We start from the raw sequence: 17156 nt of genomic DNA, 5'->3' as shown, positions 1-17156 counted from the left end.
CCGCTTGATCAGGCCTCAAACGGGGTGCGCGGCCACGAAGGCGGCAACGTACTCGTCCAGGTGACGCTCGGCCCGCCAGCCCAGCTCGGCCGCCTTGGTGGTGTCGGCCTGGCCGCGGACGCGCTCGCCGCGCAGGGCCGGGACCAGCTCGTAGGGGACGCCGAACATCTCGGCCACCTCGAGGATGGGGCGCTCGTGGCCGGCGCCGAGCAGGTAGCCGTCGCCGCTGCCCTTCTGGGCGACCAGGACGATGCCGCGCACGATGTCGTCGATGTGGGTGAAGTCGCGGGTCTGCGTGCCCGGCGAGACCACCGGCAGCGGCTCGCCGCGCAGGTAGTGGTCCTCGAAGATGCCGATCACGGTCGCGTACTTGCCGCTGGTGATCTGGCCCGGGCCGTACACGTTGTAGAAGTACGTGATGGCGTAGTCGAGGCCGAACCAGTCCGCGTAGTTCTTGATGTACTCGATGTTCTTGGCCTTGGTCCAGGCGTACGGGTTGAGGTTCTCGTCCTGGCCGTCGTTGCCGAATTTCGAGCTCGACCCCGCGTAGATCAGCTTGGCGCCCTGAGCCGAGGCGAACTTCACGACCTCCTTGGTCCCGTGGAGGTTGAACTCCCAGGTCAGGTCGTGATCCTCGAAGGACTGGACGATCCGCGAGTACTCGCCGAGGTGGAAGACGATCTCGGGGCGGGGCAGGCCGCGGTCGGCCCAGATCTTCGCCAGGTCGATGGTCGAGCCGTCGACATACGTCACCCGGGGGTCGTTGACGTGGTTCTCCGGCACGCCGGTGAAGTAGTTGTCGAGCGACACGATCGCCGCCCCGGGGAAGTCGGTCAGCAAAGACTTGATCAGGGCGGACCCGACAAATCCGGCACCACCGGTGACCAGCAACGTTTGACTCACGACTTCCTCCGTCCGGGCTTGGAGGCGAGGCTACCAAGCGGAGACCGCCCCGCCCGAATCGATCGAGCGGGGCGGTGACCCAAGTGTTACCAGGGCGAGGGGGCGGGGGGCGCGACCACCGGCGGGCGGTCGTCGCAGGTGAGGGTGTTCGGCAGCATCCACGGGGCCAGCCAGCCGCCGTCGTTGCCGCCGAGATCCGACACCGTGAACTCGGAGCCGGCCGGGGTGAAGTGGAACGTGCCGCAGTTGTTCACACCCACCGCGCCGACGTTGCGGGCGTCGACGTTCTCGAACGAGGCCCCGCCGGCCACGCGCGCGCTGAGCACGCTCGTACCCGCACCGTCGATCCTGATGTCCTTGAAGTGCAGGTTGGTGATGGAGTAGAGGTCCTTCACCGGCCAGTCGGCCACCAGCATGATCGCGTTGTAGGTGCTGTCCAGGAAGTGGTCGCCGGTGACCTGGATGTCGGCGTCGATGTCGCGCTCCAGCGCGTAGATCCAGATCGCGCCGAGACCGATGTTCCAGTTCAGCTCGTACGTCCCGGAGCGCACCGTCGTGTTGTCGGTGATCCGCAGATAACCGGTGAAGGGCTCGGCCCCGAACCGCGACCCGGCGTGGATGGCGCTGCCCTCGCGGATCGGATCGGCCACCAGGTTGTCCGACACCGTGGTGTCGGCCCCGCCGTAGATCGCGATGCCGTTGGCCAGCGTGGGCGTCTGGATCGTGTTGCGGTCGAACGTGTTGCCGCGGTTGGCCGTCTTCTCCGACCACATGGCCAGGGCGTCGTCACCGGTGTTGCGGATGAAGTTGTTGCGTACCACCGAATTGGCCACCCCGGTGTGGAAGTTGAGCCCGTCGGCGATCTGGTCGACGATCACGTTGTTGGTGACCTTCGTGTTGGCCATCGGGCCGTCGAACCACAGGCCCACCTTGGTGTGGTGGATGTAGAGGCCGTCGATCGTCGAGTCGCTCATCGCGCCGCCGACCCCGTTGACCTGGTCGGTGTCGATGCGCTCGCGGACGTCGCCCTCGATGGCGAAGCCGGACAGGTGCACGTTGCGGCTGCCGCCGTCCTTGGCGTCCTTGCCGTAGAAGCCGACGCCGGTGTGCACGGAGCCGTCGGGCGCGGGCGTGGGCAGGGCGACCTGGCGGCCCTTGATGATCGTGTACCAGTTGCCGGCGCCCTCGATCGTCACGTCGTCGACGACGATGTGCCGGTTGACCTGGAAGACGCCCGGCGGCACGTACACCTTGAGCTTGGTCTTGCGGGCGAAGGCTATGGCCTTGTCGAAGGCGGGAGCGGAGTCACGGCGGCCGGTCGGGTCGGCCCCGAAGGCGAGGACGTTGGCCGCGACCAGGCTGACCTCGGGCGGGCCGACCAGCTCGGAGTCGAGCAGGTCGATGACGGTCCAGGCGGCCTTCGAGGAGGCGGTCAGGCGCACCTTCTCGCCCGCCTTGACCGTCTTGCCGAGCAGGAGGCGCTGCTCGTCGTAGAAGTGCATGGGCCGGAACGGCTTGGTGATCACCGGCGCCGGCGTGGTGGCGGCCGGCACGCAGGCGCACTCGGTGATCCACCAGTCCGGGTGCAGCAGGTCGGCGTTGGGGTCGTTGGTGAACTGGTATTGGTTGTAGAGCCACGAGTACTGCGAGGTCAGCGTCATCGTGCGGGTGAGGCTGCCGGCCTTGACGGTCAGCGGCGCGGTGATGCCGCCGCCCGTCGGCGCGTCGGGCAGGCTGTAGCGGATGGTGAGCGCGTTGGCCGCCTTGGGCAGCGTGAACTCCACGTACTGGCCCGGGGTGAGCCGCACGGCGGAGCGGCCGGACGCCTCGGCGGGCAGCGTGTAAGCGGTGCGGTCGGGGCCGATGACGGCGCCGTTGGTGCGCGCGCTCTCGGCCTCCTGCTCCAGGAAGTTGACGGTGGCGCCGCGGCCGGCGACGAGGGACGGTTCGAGGCCGGCGCGGGTGACCTTGACATCGGTCGTGGCGGGCGCGGCGTAGGCCGCGCCGCCGCTGAGGACGGTTCCCAAGGCTGCGGCGGCTGCGATGACCCAGCCGCCACGTCTCAGTTCCAGGAACATCGACGAACTCTTCTCTGCGGGAAGGGAGCGATGCCGGTGACCATAAGGTCGCTGTGACGTAGTACACAAGGTCTTGTCGGCTAATTTCGTCGATCTGTTCTCTTCTTGCACCCGATGGCCCCCGTGAGGACCAACCTGCACAGGCGTTCGCCGGTTCAACCGCGCATCACGGCCCGCACTTGGCATGCTGCGTGCATGATCTCGGACGAAAACCCCCATATCGCCCGACGCTCCCTCCTGGCCGCTGCCGGGGGGATGCTCATGCTCGCGGCCACCCCGGACGGCGCCCTCGCCGGCAAGCGCCGGCCCGGCGCCTCCCGCCGCTCGCAGATCAGCGACGGCACCCGGCTCGTCCACGCCGACCTGCACAACCACACGCTCATGTCCGACGGCCACGGCGACCCCGCGCTCGCCTTCGCCTCGATGCGCGCGGCCGGCCTCGACGTGGCCGCGCTGACCGACCACTCCAAGCTCTTCGGCATCGACGGGCTCGACGACGCCGAGTGGCGCCGCACCGGCCGGCTGGCCGACCAGGCCGACGAATCCGGCGTCTACACGGCGATCCGCGGCTTCGAGTGGTCGCACTCCGACCTCGGCCACGTCAACGTCTGGTTCAGCGGCGACTACACCGAGCCGACCGAGACCGGCACCATGCGCCAGCTCTACGACTGGATCAGCCGGGGCCCGGGGATCTGCGGGTTCAACCACCCCGGCCGGCAGTTCCTGCGCTTCGACGACTTCGCCTACCATCCGGCGCTGCGCCGGCAGATGGTCAGCCTGGAGATGTTCAACAACCGCGACGACTACCTCTTCGAGGGCTGGCCGCTGCGGGGCTCACCGTTGAACGCCTGCCTCAACGCGGGCTGGCGGACCGGGATCACCGGCGTGGCCGACGAGCACGGCACCGACTGGGGCTTCGACGAGGGACGCGGGCGCACCGGCATCTGGGTCACCGAGAACACCCGGGCCGGAGTGCTCGACGCGATGCGGCGCCGCCGGTTCTTCGCGACCCGGGTCAGCGGTCTCCGTCTGGACGCGCGGGCCAACGGCGTACGGATGGGTAAGCACCTGCCCGTCACCAAGGGTGACGTGAAATTCGAGCTCGACCTCGACCGGGGCCGGCACTGGGACGGCCGCGAGCTGCTCGTGCAGGTGCTGCGCCCGGGCACCCTCTACCCCGAGGTGGCCGATGTGGTCGGGGTAGAGGTCGGCCGGGTCACCACATTCACCGTCCCGATGGACGCCGGCGACGGCGACTGGGTCCTGCTGCGCGTCTCCGATCCCGGACAGGAGAACGACTCCCCCGGCCCGCCCGGCCACCCGTGCAACGACTGGGCCGTCGCCTACTCGAGCCCATGGTGGCTCAAGTCGGATGAGTAGTGGCCGATAGCAGCGGTGTGACATCCACGGCCTCCTCGGCAGGCACCCAGCTCGTCCACGTGGGGCGCCAGCCGATCTTCGATGAGCAGGGCGACGTGTTCGCCTACGAACTGCTCTTCCGCGGCAGCATGGAAGCGGTCGCGGCGGGCCGCCAGGACACGTACGCCACGAGCACGGTCATCGTCAACGCGTTCACCGAGTTCGGCATCGGTGAGGTGGCCGGCGACCGGCTCTGCTTCATCAACCTCACCCGGGAGTTCCTGACCGGGCAGCTCGCCCTGCCGTTCGGCCCGGCCCAGGTGGTGCTGGAGGTGCTGGAGACGGTCGAGATGGACGAGGAGGTCGTCGCCGGCATCACCCGGCTGGCCGAGGCCGGATACCGGATCGCGCTCGACGACTTCGTCTGGGGTTCCGGGCACGAGCAGCTGTTCGGTCTGGCCTCGTACGTCAAGCTCGACCTGCTCGACGGCGACCTGAGCCACCTCGACGAGGTCGTCGCGGCCTGCCGCGAACACCCCAACATCAAGATCGTGGCGGAGCGGCTGGAGACGGCCGAGCAGGTCGCCATCGCCGACCGCTACGGCATGGAGCTGCGCCAGGGGTACGCGCTGAGCCACCCCCAGGTGCTCACCGTGGCCAGCCTCTCGCCGTCCCGGCTGCGCCGCCTCGAACTGGTGGCCGCCCTCAGCGCGCCCGACACCGACCTGCCGCGGATCGTCTCGATCATCGCCAGCGACCCCGCGCTCTCCCTACGCGTGCTGCGGGCCAGCAACTCCGTGGCGGCCGGGCACGCCAACCGGGTGTCCTCGGTGCGCCAGGCGGTGGTGATGGTCGGGCTGCCGCACATCCGCCAGTGGGCCATGCTGATGGTGCTCGACGAGGTCGGCGGGTCCACCGAGGAACACATGCTCGACGTGCTGACCCGGGCCCGGCTGTGCGAGAACGTGGCCCGCTCGTTCGGCGCGCCGTCCGACGCCGCCTTCATGGCCGGGGTGATCACCGGCGTGGCCGCGGTGCTCGGCATGCCGCCGGCCGCCATGGCCGACCAGTTCCCGCTGGCCCCGCAGGTGGCGGCGGCCCTGACCAACGGCACGGGCAAGCTGGGGCGGGTGCTGCAGGCAGTCGACGCCTACGAGCACGGCGAATGCGGCCCGGCCGACGCCAACCTGGTCGGCGAGTACATGGACGCCGTCCGCTGGTCGACCAAGGCCCTGGACGCCTCCAACAAGCTGGCGGCCGCGTAACGTCGAACCATGGATCTCGATGGAGCAGTCGCCGTCGTCACGGGTGCCGCCGGCGGGCTGGGGCGCTTCTTGGCGAGCGGCCTGGCCGCATCGGGGGCGCGGGTCCTCGCGGCCGACATCGACCCGTCACCCTCCGAGATCAACGGCATGGAGGCCGTACGCTGCGACGTCACCGTCCCCAGCGATCGTGAACGGCTGATCGCGCTGGCCACCGCGGCCGGCGGCCCCCACATCCTGGTCAACAACGCGGGCGGGTGGACACCCGGCGCGCAATACCCGGCCGCGGCCGCCGGCGACTGGATGCGCACGCTCGAGCTCAACCTGACCGCTCCGATGCATCTCACGCAACTGGCTCTCGAACCGATGGCTGCGTTCGGGGGCGGCGCGATCCTCAACATCGCCTCGTCGGCGGGGCTGGGTGACGGTCCGTACGGCTCCCCCGAATACGGCGCGGCCAAGGCCGGGCTGATCCGATTCACGGCGAGCCTGGGCGACCTGCCGCTGACCCGGGTCATGGCCATCGTGCCGGGCTGGATCGGGCTCGAACGGGCGCACGCCGAGGTGGCCGCGATGCCCGCGGCATCGCGGCCCGCGCTGGTGCCACCCGAGGAGATCGTCGAGGTCGCGCTGAAGCTTCTGCGTGGCGGCCAGGGCGGCACGATCGTCGAGATGCCGGGCGGCTAGGGGTCTCAGCCGGCATCGCGCTCGGCCAGCCATTTCAGGATCGCCTCGGTCGTTTCCCGCGGCTTCTCCTGCTGGATCCAATGACCGCAATCCATGCTGAGCACCGTCACCTCGGGCACGAACTCCGTCAGTCTCTCCGCCCTCGCGACCGTGTCGCGGTCGCCGTAGATCATGAGGGCGGGCTGCCGGACGACCGGGTCGACGTCGGCCAGCAGGCGCCAGTTGCGGTCCAGGTTCCGGTACCAGTTGATTCCGCCCGTGAACCCCGTCGACTCGAAGGCGGAGACGAAGACGGCCAGTTCGCTGTCACTCATGACGGGGTCACCGGGCGGGATCTCCGCTCCGGCGAGATTGATCAGCGCGTTGCCCGGCTGCGGCTCCGGGAGGGGCAGGTTCCTCCGGTACAGGTTGCGGAGAAACTGGAACGTGTTCTCCTCGAACACGGCGTCCGCGACGCCCGGCTGCCGGTTGAAATGGACGAAATAGAAGTCGGCGCCGAGCACCGCCTCCATGAGCTCGATCCAGGGCATCTCTCCGCGTTCCTGGTAGGGCACGCTCAGCGCCACCACGCCGTCGACCCGGCTCGGGTGCAGCAGGGCCAGGCCCCAGACGACGAAAGCGCCCCAGTCATGGCCGACGAAGGTGGCATCCGCGTAGCCGTAGTGATCGAGGAGGGCGACGAGGTCTCCCGACAGGTGGGCGATGTCGTAGTCCGTCACCGTGGCCGGACGGGACGAATTGCCGTAGCCGCGCTGGTTCGGAACGATGACGTGGTAGCCCGCCGCGGCCAGGGCCGGCACCTGATGGCGCCAGGAGAAGGCGAGCTCGGGCCAGCCGTGACAGAGCACGAGGGGCCGTCCGGCATTCTCCCGGCCCGCTTCGAAGACTTCGAGCTCCACACCGTTGACCGAAACGCGGGTGGGCTCAGGGAAATCGATTGTCATGCCGGCATCTTGCGGAGCTGTACCGGTCATCTCCTGACCGGTTTTCGCGGAAGTATCGTCCGGGTGCGAGCCGACCGGTTGATGGCCATCCTCCTCCTGCTGCAACGTCGCGAGCGGGTGACCGCGGCGGAGGTCGCCCACGAGCTGGAGATCTCCGAGCGCACCGCCCGCCGCGACCTCGACGCCCTGGGTATGGCGGGGGTGCCGGTGTACTCCGTGCAGGGCCGGGGCGGCGGCTGGCGCCTCGTGGGTGGCGCCCGCACCGACCTGTCCGGGTTGACCGCGGGTGAGGCCCGCGCCCTGTTCCTGGTCGCCGGTCCGGCCTCGTCGGTGACGCCGGCCGGGAGAACGGCGCTGCGCAAGCTCGTCCATGCCCTGCCGGAGCCGTTCCGGGTGCAGGCCGAGCGGGCGGCGTCGTCGCTGGTCATGGATCCACGACGATGGGGGTCGAGCCGGACCGGGCCCCGGCCGCCGCGCTTGCTCGACGAGCTCCAGGACGCGGTGATCCGCGGCGTCCAGGTCCGGCTCGGCTACGTCGACCGCGAGGGCGCCGAAACCGAGCGAACCATCCACCCGCTGGGCATCGTCGCCAAGGGCCCGTCGTGGTACCTCGTCGCCGGCACCGCCACCGGCCGGCGGTCCTTCCGGATCGATCGCGTGTCGTCCGTCGACCCGACCGCCGATCCCGTGCACCGGCCCGAGGACTTCGACCTGGCCGAGAGCTGGCACGCGATCGCCGTAGAGGTCGAACGCAAGCGAACGCCCTTCGAGGCCCGGGCGACGTGCGCGCCGGAGGGGATCGGCGTGCTCCGGATGGGGTTCGGCGATCGACTGGAAGTGGGCGGTCCCACGACTGACGGCCGCGTCGAGATCGTGATTCGCGGCCACGACGAGCAGGTGCTCGCCGGCGAACTGGCCGGGCTGGTCGACTATCTGGACGTGACCGGTCCGCCGCGGGTGCGAGACCACCTCGCCGCGATCGGCAACGCGCTCGCCGAGCGATACGGCGCCGACCGGCCCGCGTGAGCGGATTCAGAGAGCTCGTTTGAGAATGGCCCGGCGTTCGGGGCCGTCCGGGAAGGCGGCGGCCGCTCGGCGGAACAGGGCGGACGCCTCCTCGCCGTTGCGGGCCCGCAGGTCGGCCTCGACGGCGAGCCGATAACCCTCCGGGGCGCCGCTGAGCGCGGCGAGCAGGGCCAGACCCGCGGCCGGGCCGTACGCGTAGCCGTGCGCCACGGCGCGGTTCAGCTCGACCACCGGCGTCGGCTGCACCCGGGTCAGCTCGTCGTACCACTGGGCGGCCCGCGGCCAATCCGTCTCCTCGCCCGCGTGGCAGGCGGCGATGTGCGCCTGGATCGCGTACGGCCCCTCGACCGGCGTCCGGGCCAGGATCTCCAGCGCCTCGACGATCGCCGCCCGGTCCCACCGCGACCGGTCCTGCCGCTCCAACGTCACCGGGTCGCCCGCCTCGTCCCGCCGGGCGTCGCGCCGCGAGTGCTGGAGAAGGAACAACGCCAGCAACGCCGAGGGCTCACCGGGCATCTGGGCGGCCAGCAAACGGGCCAGGCGGATGGCCTCCGAGGCGAAGGCGGGTTCGCCGTCGGCGTCGTACCCCCGGGTGAAGAGCAGGTAGAGCACGGCGAGCACGCCCGGCAGGCGCTCTTCCAGCGCCTCGCCGCTGGGCACCCGGTACGGGATCCGGGCTTCCGCGATCTTGGCTTTGGCCCGGGTGAGGCGGCGGGTCATGGTCGCCTCGGAGACCAGGAAGGCGCGGGCGATGCCGGCCGTCGGGACCCCGGCGACGGTCCGCAACGTCAGCGCCACCCGAGCCTCCAGGGACAGCGCCGGATGACAGCACGTGAAGATCAGCCGCAGCCGGTCGTCCGGTGGCGCCGGTTCCCACAGCATCGCCATCTCCCGCAGCTTGGTCTCCTCGACCGAGGCGCGCCGCAGCACGTCGATGGCCCGGTTGCGGGCGACCGTCATCAGCCAGCCGCCCGGGTTGCCGGGCACGCCGTCGCGCGGCCATCGCTCCAGCGCGGCGGTCAGCGCGTCCTGCGCGCAGTCCTCGGCCAGCGTCCAGTCCCCCGTCACCCGGATCAAAGACGCGACGATCCGGGTGTACGAGTCCTGAGCAGCGTCCGCTACTTCCTTCACAGGTGAAATGGCCTTCAGTCCGCTTAAGGGCGGCGGGCGGGGCGGTCGGATGGGTACGGCCTTACTTCGATCCGCCCGCTGTGGGCCATGGGGTGCGCTGCCGCCACCGCGATCGCCTCATCGAGATCGGCGCACTCGAGGATGTCGAAGCCCACGATCACCTCTTTGGTCTCGGTGAACGGGCCGTCGGTGAGCAGCACCTCGCCGCCGCGCACCCGCACGGTGGTGGCGGCCGACGGCGAGGAGAGCACGTTGCCGGTGACCCGGCGCCCGGCGGCGTCGTTCTCGGCCACCCACACGTCGATGTCGGGCACTCGGGACTCGTCGGTCTCCGGCTCGGTGTCGGTGCAGACGAACATCATGTACTTCATGGCGGTCCATTCCCTCGGGGATCGTTGGTCACCAGGGTGACGAACGGCGGCCCCCTTTTCCGGACACCCTCAGCCGGGAACGTTCAGCGAGTTATGAGCGGGACTCCTGCGCGAGCAGGTCGATCATGCGGCGGTGCTCGTCGGCCATCGCGGCCAGGAGGAGGTGGCGCTGGGTGGCCGGCATGTCCGGGTTGTCGAGCAGGGCCTCGAGGTTGGCGCCGAGATCGGCCAGCGGGGGCCGCAGGTCCGGGCCCTCGACCTTGACGACCTTCTCGACGGTCTCGGTGACGACCTCTTTGACGACGATCTTGGGGATCTCCACCGTCTCCGCGCTGACGGCGGGCCGGGTCTCGACCTGCCGGGCCCCCCGGGCCCGGTCGAGCAGCCCGTTCAGGGTCGAGGCGAGCTCGGCCACCTCGCGCGGGCTGCGCACCTCGGGCAGGCGCTGGCTCGGGTCGGCCGGGTCGAGATCACGGGCCGAGGTCAGCAGCCGCTGGAACGGGCGCAGCATGTAGCCCGTCGCGAACCAGACACCGGCCGCGCTGAGGAGGGCCGCGAGGACCACGAGGAGAACCACGGTGCGCACGTTACTGCCGTGCTGGTCGTTGAGGTGTTCCTGAGTCATCAGAATCTGCAACTGCGACCCGTTCGACAGTGTCTCGCCGAACGAACGCCACTGCGCGTCACCGGCCTCGACCGTCGAGTAGCCGTTCGCGACCGGCAGCGGGAAGCCGGCCGACGATCCGACCTGTTTGACCTCTTCGCCGTCTTTGACCAGCCGGGCGGCGAACGTGCCGTCCGTCGACAGCGTGCCGCTCTTCGACGCGGTGACCCGGATCCGATCGGCCCGGGACGAAAGTTCACGGTCGAGCACGCCCTGATCCCGGCTGTCGATGCGGAGCAGGACGAACAGCCCGGCCAGGGCGACGACGAGGGCGACGACCGCGGTGACGGCAAAGGTGAGCTGAGTGCGGAGCCGCATGAAGACCTACCCTGCCAGTCGGGAGACGCTAGAGTATTAGAGCCCGCGTCCGAGAGGCGCTGCGACGGACCCCCTGGGCTAGCCCTGGCGTCCGCCACGCTCGGTCCGGGTTCCTGCACTCAAGGGCGCCTCCTGAGAGGGAGGATTCTCTCTTCATGAGCGACAAGCTCCAGACTCGCAACGGCCTCGAGTTCGCGATCGCCGACATCTCACTGGCCGAGGCCGGCCGTCACCAGCTCCGCCTGGCCGAGCACGAGATGCCGGGCCTCATGTCCCTGCGTACCGAGTTCGGCGACTCGAAGCCGCTCAGCGGCGCCCGCATCGCGGGCTCGCTGCACATGACCGTGCAGACCGCCGTGCTGATCGAGACGCTGGTCGCGCTCGGCGCTGAGGTGCGCTGGGTGTCCTGCAACATCTTCTCGACCCAGGACGAGGCCGCGGCCGCGGTCGTCGTCGGCCCGAACGGCACGGTCGACGCTCCCGCCGGTGTCCCGGTCTTCGCCTGGAAGGGCGAGTCGCTGGACGAGTACTGGTGGGCCACCATGCGCCTGTTCGACTTCGGCAACGGCCAGGGTCCCAACATGATCCTGGACGACGGCGGCGACGCCACCCTGCTCGTGCACAAGGGCGTCGAGTTCGAGGCGGCCGGCGCGGTTCCGCAGGCCACCGAGGCCGACAGCCACGAGTACCGGATCATCCTCGAGACGCTCCGGTCCTCGCTGGCCTCCGACGCCCAGCGGTTCACCCGGGTCGCGGCCGACATCCGCGGCGTCACCGAGGAGACCACGACCGGTGTGGCCCGGCTGTACAAGCTGGCCAAGGAGGGCACGCTGCTCTTCCCGGCGATCAACGTCAACGACGCGGTCACCAAGAGCAAGTTCGACAACAAGTACGGCATCCGCCACTCGCTGGTCGACGGTCTCAACCGGGCCACCGACGTGATGCTGGGTGGCAAGCTCGCCCTCGTCTGCGGCTACGGCGACGTCGGCAAGGGCGCGGCCGAGACGCTGCGCGGCCAGGGCGCCCGCGTCGTCGTCACCGAGGTCGACCCGATCTGCGCGCTGCAGGCGGCCATGGACGGCATGCAGGTGGCCCGGATCGAGGACGTCGTCGGCGAGGCGGACATCTTCATCACCACCACCGGCGGCACGGACATCATCCGGGTCGAGCACCTGCAGGCGATGAAGCACAACGCCATCGTCGGCAACGTCGGGCACTTCGACGACGAGATCGACATGGCCGGCCTCGAGAAGGTGCCGGGCGTCGAGAAGGTCGAGATCAAGCCGCAGGTGCACGAGTGGCGTTTCCCGGACGGTCACTCGGTGATCGTGCTCTCCGAGGGACGCCTGATGAACCTGGGCAACGCGACCGGTCACCCCAGCTTCGTCATGTCCAACTCGTTCACCAACCAGGTGATGGCCCAGATCGAGCTCTGGACCAAGCCCGGTGAGTACGAGAAGCAGGTCTACGTGCTCCCGAAGCACCTGGACGAGAAGGTCGCGCGGCTGCACCTGGACGCGCTCGGCGTCAAGCTGACGACCCTGTCCAAGAAGCAGGCCGAGTACCTCGGCGTCGACGTGGACGGGCCCTACAAGCCCGAGCACTACCGATACTGAGTCACTGTTTTCCTGGCCGACACAGTTAACCCTGTGTCGGCCAGGAAAGATGAACGGTGTGCACGCCGAGACCACACTCCTCCTCATCCTCGGTGGCGTCGCGCTGATCGTCGTCGTCCGGCTGATCGCGGAAAAGACCGGCCTCCCGGCCGCCGCGCTCCTGACGATCGCCGGCATCACGTACGCGCTGCTGCCCGGGCCGAATCTAGAGCTCGAACCCGAGCTCGTGATGACCTATGTGATCCCGCCGCTGCTCTACAACGCGGCCCTTGATTCCTCGCTGCTCGACATCCGCCGCCACATGCGCACCGTGATCAGTCTGTCGGTGCTGTTGGTGCTGGTCACCGCCCTGCTCATCGGCTGGGGCATCGACATGTGGGTCGGGGGCGCCACGCTGGCGGCCGGTGTCGCCCTAGGTGCCGCCGTGGCCCCACCCGACCCGGTCGCGGCGCTGGCCGTGGGCCGCCGGGCCGGTCTGCCCGGCAAGCTGATTACGCTGATCCAGGGCGAGGGCCTGCTCAACGACGCGACCGCGCTGACCATCCTCACGGTGGCGATCGCGGCCGCCAACGGCGGTCACTTCTCCGTGCCGTCCGCCATCGGTGAGTTCTTCCTGATGGCGATCGGCGGCGTGGTCGCCGGCGTGGTGGTCGCCTTCGCCATCCGGCAGCTGCGGCACATCCGGCAGGACCCGCTCACCGCGAACGCCATCTCGCTGGCCACGCCGCTCGCCGCGTACATCCTGGCCGAGTCCGTGCACGTCTCCGGCGTGCTGGCCGTGGTGATCGCCGGTCTGATCATCGGGCACGACTCCCCGCGCTACAGCGGGGCGGCCAGCCGCCTGCAGACCAGCGCGGTCTGGCGGCTCGTCGACTTCCTGCTCGAGGGCATCGTCTTCCTGCTGATCGGCCAGCAGTTGCCGACCGTGGTCGACGAGCTCAGCAACTACTCGATGTCCACGATCATCGTCGCGGTATCGGTGACGGTCGGCGTGACGCTGATCCTGCGGCCGCTGTGGCTGATCCTCACCCAGCTGCTGCCGCGCTCGCTGCATGCCCGGCTGGGTGGCGAGGACTTCGAGGGCCCCCGCTCCGAGCAGGCCCTGACCGGCCGCGAGGTGACCGCGCTGAGCTGGGCCGGCACCCGCGGCGTGATCAGCCTGGCCGCCATCTTCACGCTGCCCGAGTCGGTGCCCAACCGCGAGCTGCTGCACTTCTGCGCCTTCGTCGTGGTGCTGGTGACGCTGCTCGGCCAGGGTCTGACCTTTGCCCCGCTGGTCCGGATGCTCGGCCTGCGGGCCAACCACGCCGACGACGCCCGGGAGCGCAACGAGGCCCGCTCGGCCGCGGTGCGGGCCGCCCTCGACCGGCTCGACGACATCCAGGAGGAGCAGCACGACCACGTCGAGGACCGGGCCATCGCCAACATGCGCAAGCAGCTGGAGATCCGGCTGGAGCGCTACAGCAAGCGGCTCGACATGCTGGAGAACGCCGAGGCGGACGAGGTGCCGACCTCGCCGGAGTACGAGGCGGCGCTCATGGTGCGGCGCATGGTGATCGAGTCGCAGCGCGAGGAGCTGCTGCGATGGCGCGACGCGGGCAACCTCAACGACGAGAGTCTGCGGATCCTGGAGCGCGAGCTCGACCACGAGGAGCGTCTGCTTCCCGATAGACGCTAGTCGAGCTACACGCGTGTGTAGTAACTTGCACACGTGAGTAGCGATCTGACCGCCCGGGCGCGCATCCGCGACGCCGCGATCGAGCTGTTCGCCGAGCGCGGCGTCGAGGCGGCCACCATCCGGGACATCGCGCAGGCGGCCGGAGTCTCCTCCGGCCTCCTGCGCCACCATTTCGGCTCCAAAGAGGGCCTGCGCGACGCCTGCGACGAGTTCGCGCTGAGCGAGCTCCTGCGGGTCAACGCCCACTTCACCGAGTTCCGCTCGCTCGACCGGCTCACGCCGAAGATCCTCCTGCTCCAGCGCTACTTCATGCGATCCACGATGGACGGCTCACCGTCCGGCACCGCGATGTTCGACCGCATGATCGACTACGGCCAGGAGTGGCTCGCCCAGCAATCCGACCTCAAGGTGACGGACCCGCGGGCGTACATCGCCCTGCTCACCGTCATGAAGATGTCGATGTTCACCATGCGTGACCTGCTGTCGCGCGCGATGGAGACCGACGTCGGATCCGTGGAGGGCTGGCTGCGCGTGCTCAACGCGTCGCTCGACCTTTTCTCGCAACCCCTCATCACGCCTGATCAGGCCGACCAGGCGCGCGCTCAACTCGACAAGATCTTCGGGGAGCAACCATGACCGAGGCCATCGACGCCACGGGACTGATCAAGCGGTTCGGGAAGGTCACCGCCCTCGACGGGCTCGACCTGCACGTCCGGACCGGCGAGGTGCACGGGTTCCTCGGCCCCAACGGGGCCGGCAAGACCACCACGATCCGCGTCCTGCTCGGCCTGATGCGGCATGACGGCGGGAGCGTACGCCTGCTCGACGGCGACCCGTGGGCCCAGGCGACGGCGCTGCACAAACGCCTCGCGTACGTCCCGGGCGATGTGACCCTGTGGCCGAACCTGACCGGCGGCGAGGTCATCGACCTGCTCGGCCGGCTGCGGGGCGGGCTCGACCCCCGGCGCCGGGCCCAGCTGCTCGAACGCTTCGAGCTCGACCCGCGCAAGAAGGGCCGCACCTACTCCAAGGGCAACCGGCAGAAGGTCGCCCTGGTCGCGGCGCTCGCCTCCGACGTCGAGCTGCTCATCCTCGACGAGCCGACCTCCGGTCTCGACCCGCTCATGGAGGAGGCGTTCAGCGAGGTCATCCTCGAGGAGAAGAGGCGCGGCGACCGTACGGTCCTGCTCTCCAGCCACATCCTGGCCGAGGTCGAGAAGCTGTGCGACCGGCTGACCATCATCCGCGACGGCCGTACGGTCGAGACCGGCACCCTCACCGACCTGCGCCACCTCACACGCACCTCGATCCAGGCCGATCTCGCCGGGCCCCCGGACGGCCTGTCCGCCCTGGCCGGCGTCCACGACTTTAAGATCGACAACGGGCGCGTACGCTTCGACGTCGACACCGACGCTTTGGAGCCCGCGCTCAGGACTCTCGTCCAGGTGGGTGTGAAGTCGCTGGTCAGCCAGCCGCCGTCGCTGGAGGAGCTGTTCCTCCGCCAATACTCGCGGTCCGGCTCGTGACCGGGACCGGTCGGCTGATCCGGCTCATCCTCCGCCGCGACCGTGTGCTCATGCCGCTCTGGGTCGTCATCCTCGGCCTGGTGCCGGCCGGCTACGTGGCTTCGTTCGAAGGCTTGTTCCCGACCGCGCAGGACCGGCTCGAATACGCCACCGTCAGCGGCACCAACGCCGGCTTCGTCGGCCTCTACGGCCTGATCCGCGGCTCATCGCTCGGCGAGATCGTGGCCTGGCGCTCGGGCTTCCTGCCGATCATGGTCGCGCTCTTCGCGGCGCTCACCGTCATCCGGCACACCCGCGCCGACGAGGAGGCCGGGCGCACGGAGCTCGTGGCAGCCGGCGCGATCGGCCGGCACGCCCAGCTCGCGGCCGCCCTGATCACCACCTGCGCGGCCAGTCTCGTTCTGGGCCTCCTGTTGACCGCCGCCATGATCGGCCAGGACATGCCGGCCGAAGGCTCGGTGCTGTTCGGTCTTGAGCTGGCCCTCAGCGGCTGCGCGTTCGCCGCCGTCGGCGCCGTCGCCGCCCAGCTCACGGCCAGCACGCGCGGCGCGCGGACCATCGCCGTGGTGACACTCGGGGCCGCGTACGCCCTGCGGGTGGCCGGTGACGTCTCGGCCATCGGCGACGGGGCCGTCTCCTGGCTGAGCTGGCTCTCCCCCATCGGCTGGGCCACGCACATCTTCCCGTGGGGCGCCGACGACTGGTGGCCGGTGATTCTGTTAGTGCTCTTCGTTGTCCTCACCGCGGGCCTGTCCGCGGTCCTGCTGACCCGCCGCGACTTCGGCGGCGGCCTGCTCCCGGCCCGGCTCGGCCCGGCCACCTCCACCATGGGCACGCCGCTCGCCCTGGCCTGGCGCCTGCACCGCGGCCTGCTGGCCGGCTGGACCGTCGGCTTCGCCCTGCTCGGCCTGGTCTTCGGCGGCGTCGGCGGCAGCGTGGTCGACCTCGTGCAAGAGAACGAGAAGGTCGGCGACGTCTTCGCCCGTCTCGGCGGGGCCGACAGCCTGGTCGACAACTACTTCGCCGGCATCGCCGGGATCGTCGGCCTGATCGCCTCCTGCTACGCCGTCCAGGCCGCCCTGCGCCTCCGCGACGAGGAACAATCCGGCCGCGCCGAGCCCCTGCTGGCCACCGCGGTCCCCCGCTACACGTGGGCCGGCTCCCACCTGCTCTTCTCCCTGCTCGGCCCGGCCGTGGCCCTGCTCGCCGAGGGCCTGGTGTCCGGCCTCACCTACACCGACGGCGACCTCGGCGCCATCCTGGCCAGCACGCTGGTCCAGCTGCCGGCCGTCTGGGTCCTGGCCGCCCTGACCGTCCTCCTCTTCGGACTGGTCCCCCGCCTGTCGCCCGCGGCCTGGGGCGCACCCGCCCTCTGCCTGCTCATCCTGCTGGTCGGCCAGACCCTCGAACTCGACCAGTGGCTCCTCGACATCTCCCCCTTCACCCACATCCCCCACCTCCCCGGCGGCGCCTTCAGCGCGACCCCCGTCATCACCCTGCTCGCCGTCGCCGCCGTCCTGGCGGCCCTCGGCCTGGGCGGCCTCCGCCGCCGCAACATCCCCGACTGATTGCCGGCGCCGCCTACGGTGCCGT

The 17156-nt window shown here is 70.0% G+C and carries 15 protein-coding genes; 9 read left to right on the top strand and 6 right to left on the bottom strand.

Annotated features, from left to right (window positions below; genetic code table 11):
* Positions 1-15 precede the first annotated feature (15 nt).
* Together AB0J66_RS40395 and AB0J66_RS40390 are read right to left on the bottom strand one after the other, a co-directional pair.
* On the bottom strand, positions 16-903 hold the full coding sequence (locus AB0J66_RS40395; RefSeq protein WP_364672532.1) for an NAD-dependent epimerase/dehydratase family protein: 888 nt from the start codon (positions 901-903) through the stop codon (positions 16-18).
* 86 nt (positions 904-989) lie between these two features.
* The gene (locus tag AB0J66_RS40390) at positions 990-2981 is read right to left on the bottom strand and encodes a glycosyl hydrolase family 28-related protein (RefSeq protein ID WP_364672531.1); all 1992 of its coding nucleotides are present in this window, start codon (positions 2979-2981) and stop codon (positions 990-992) included.
* Between the two features lie 195 nt (positions 2982-3176).
* Here AB0J66_RS40390 and AB0J66_RS40385 point away from each other — a divergent pair, with 195 nt between their 5' ends.
* From AB0J66_RS40385 to AB0J66_RS40375, 3 genes are read left to right on the top strand one after another with little or no spacing between them, the layout of a single operon-like run.
* Positions 3177-4361, top strand: coding sequence for a CehA/McbA family metallohydrolase (locus AB0J66_RS40385; protein WP_364672529.1), 1185 nt, complete (start codon positions 3177-3179; stop codon positions 4359-4361).
* A gap of 17 nt (positions 4362-4378) precedes the next feature.
* Entirely contained in the window at positions 4379-5605 is a 1227-nt protein-coding gene (locus AB0J66_RS40380) for an HDOD domain-containing protein (RefSeq protein ID WP_364672527.1), read from the top strand.
* 9 nt (positions 5606-5614) lie between these two features.
* Positions 5615-6289 carry an SDR family oxidoreductase gene (locus AB0J66_RS40375; protein ID WP_364672526.1) on the top strand — a complete coding sequence of 225 codons (675 nt, stop codon included), beginning with the start codon at positions 5615-5617 and terminating at the stop codon, positions 6287-6289.
* A gap of 5 nt (positions 6290-6294) precedes the next feature.
* Here the strand turns inward: AB0J66_RS40375 and AB0J66_RS40370 are convergent, their stop codons facing one another.
* Positions 6295-7338: an alpha/beta hydrolase gene (locus AB0J66_RS40370; RefSeq protein ID WP_364672524.1), complete on the bottom strand. Its 1044-nt coding sequence runs from the start codon at positions 7336-7338 to the stop codon at positions 6295-6297.
* Here AB0J66_RS40370 and AB0J66_RS40365 point away from each other — a divergent pair.
* Positions 7315-8259 (top strand): WYL domain-containing protein, encoded by a 945-nt coding sequence (locus tag AB0J66_RS40365; RefSeq protein ID WP_364672522.1) that lies wholly within the window; start codon positions 7315-7317, stop codon positions 8257-8259. The genes AB0J66_RS40370 and AB0J66_RS40365 overlap by 24 nt on opposite strands.
* 6 nt (positions 8260-8265) lie before the next feature.
* On the opposite strand, the gene AB0J66_RS40360 is transcribed toward AB0J66_RS40365, so the two are convergent.
* From AB0J66_RS40360 to AB0J66_RS40350, 3 genes are all read right to left on the bottom strand, one after another.
* Positions 8266-9390, bottom strand: coding sequence for a DUF6596 domain-containing protein (locus tag AB0J66_RS40360; RefSeq protein WP_364672521.1), 1125 nt, complete (start codon positions 9388-9390; stop codon positions 8266-8268).
* Between the two features lie 23 nt (positions 9391-9413).
* Positions 9414-9761 carry a YciI family protein gene (locus AB0J66_RS40355; protein WP_364672519.1) on the bottom strand — a complete coding sequence of 116 codons (348 nt, stop codon included), beginning with the start codon at positions 9759-9761 and terminating at the stop codon, positions 9414-9416.
* A gap of 91 nt (positions 9762-9852) precedes the next feature.
* The gene (locus AB0J66_RS40350; RefSeq protein ID WP_364672517.1) at positions 9853-10743 is read right to left on the bottom strand and encodes a HAMP domain-containing protein; all 891 of its coding nucleotides are present in this window, start codon (positions 10741-10743) and stop codon (positions 9853-9855) included.
* Positions 10744-10898: 155 nt separating this feature from the next.
* Between AB0J66_RS40350 and ahcY the strand changes: the two genes are divergently transcribed.
* Genes ahcY through AB0J66_RS40325 form a run of 5 tightly spaced genes read left to right on the top strand, consistent with a single transcriptional unit; the run spans position 10899 to position 17131 of the window.
* A complete protein-coding gene (gene ahcY, locus AB0J66_RS40345; protein ID WP_364672516.1) occupies positions 10899-12359 on the top strand; it encodes an adenosylhomocysteinase in 1461 nt (486 codons plus the stop codon).
* Between the two features lie 49 nt (positions 12360-12408).
* Complete coding sequence (locus AB0J66_RS40340; RefSeq protein ID WP_364672514.1) at positions 12409-14037, top strand: Na+/H+ antiporter; 1629 nt, start codon at positions 12409-12411, stop codon at positions 14035-14037.
* Between the two features lie 33 nt (positions 14038-14070).
* Complete coding sequence (locus AB0J66_RS40335; protein ID WP_364672513.1) at positions 14071-14673, top strand: helix-turn-helix domain-containing protein; 603 nt, start codon at positions 14071-14073, stop codon at positions 14671-14673.
* The gene (locus tag AB0J66_RS40330) at positions 14670-15563 is read left to right on the top strand and encodes an ABC transporter ATP-binding protein (protein ID WP_364672511.1); all 894 of its coding nucleotides are present in this window, start codon (positions 14670-14672) and stop codon (positions 15561-15563) included. Before AB0J66_RS40335 ends, AB0J66_RS40330 begins: the two co-directional genes overlap by 4 nt.
* Positions 15560-17131: an ABC transporter permease gene (locus AB0J66_RS40325; protein ID WP_364672509.1), complete on the top strand. Its 1572-nt coding sequence runs from the start codon at positions 15560-15562 to the stop codon at positions 17129-17131. Before AB0J66_RS40330 ends, AB0J66_RS40325 begins: the two co-directional genes overlap by 4 nt.
* Positions 17132-17156: the final 25 nt, after the last annotated feature.

This window comes from Actinoplanes sp. NPDC049598 (assembly GCF_040675435.1).
Classification (GTDB): Bacteria; Actinomycetota; Actinomycetes; order Mycobacteriales; family Micromonosporaceae; genus Actinoplanes.
Note: the sequence above shows the minus strand (reverse complement) of the source record. Positions and strands in the feature narration are given on the sequence as shown.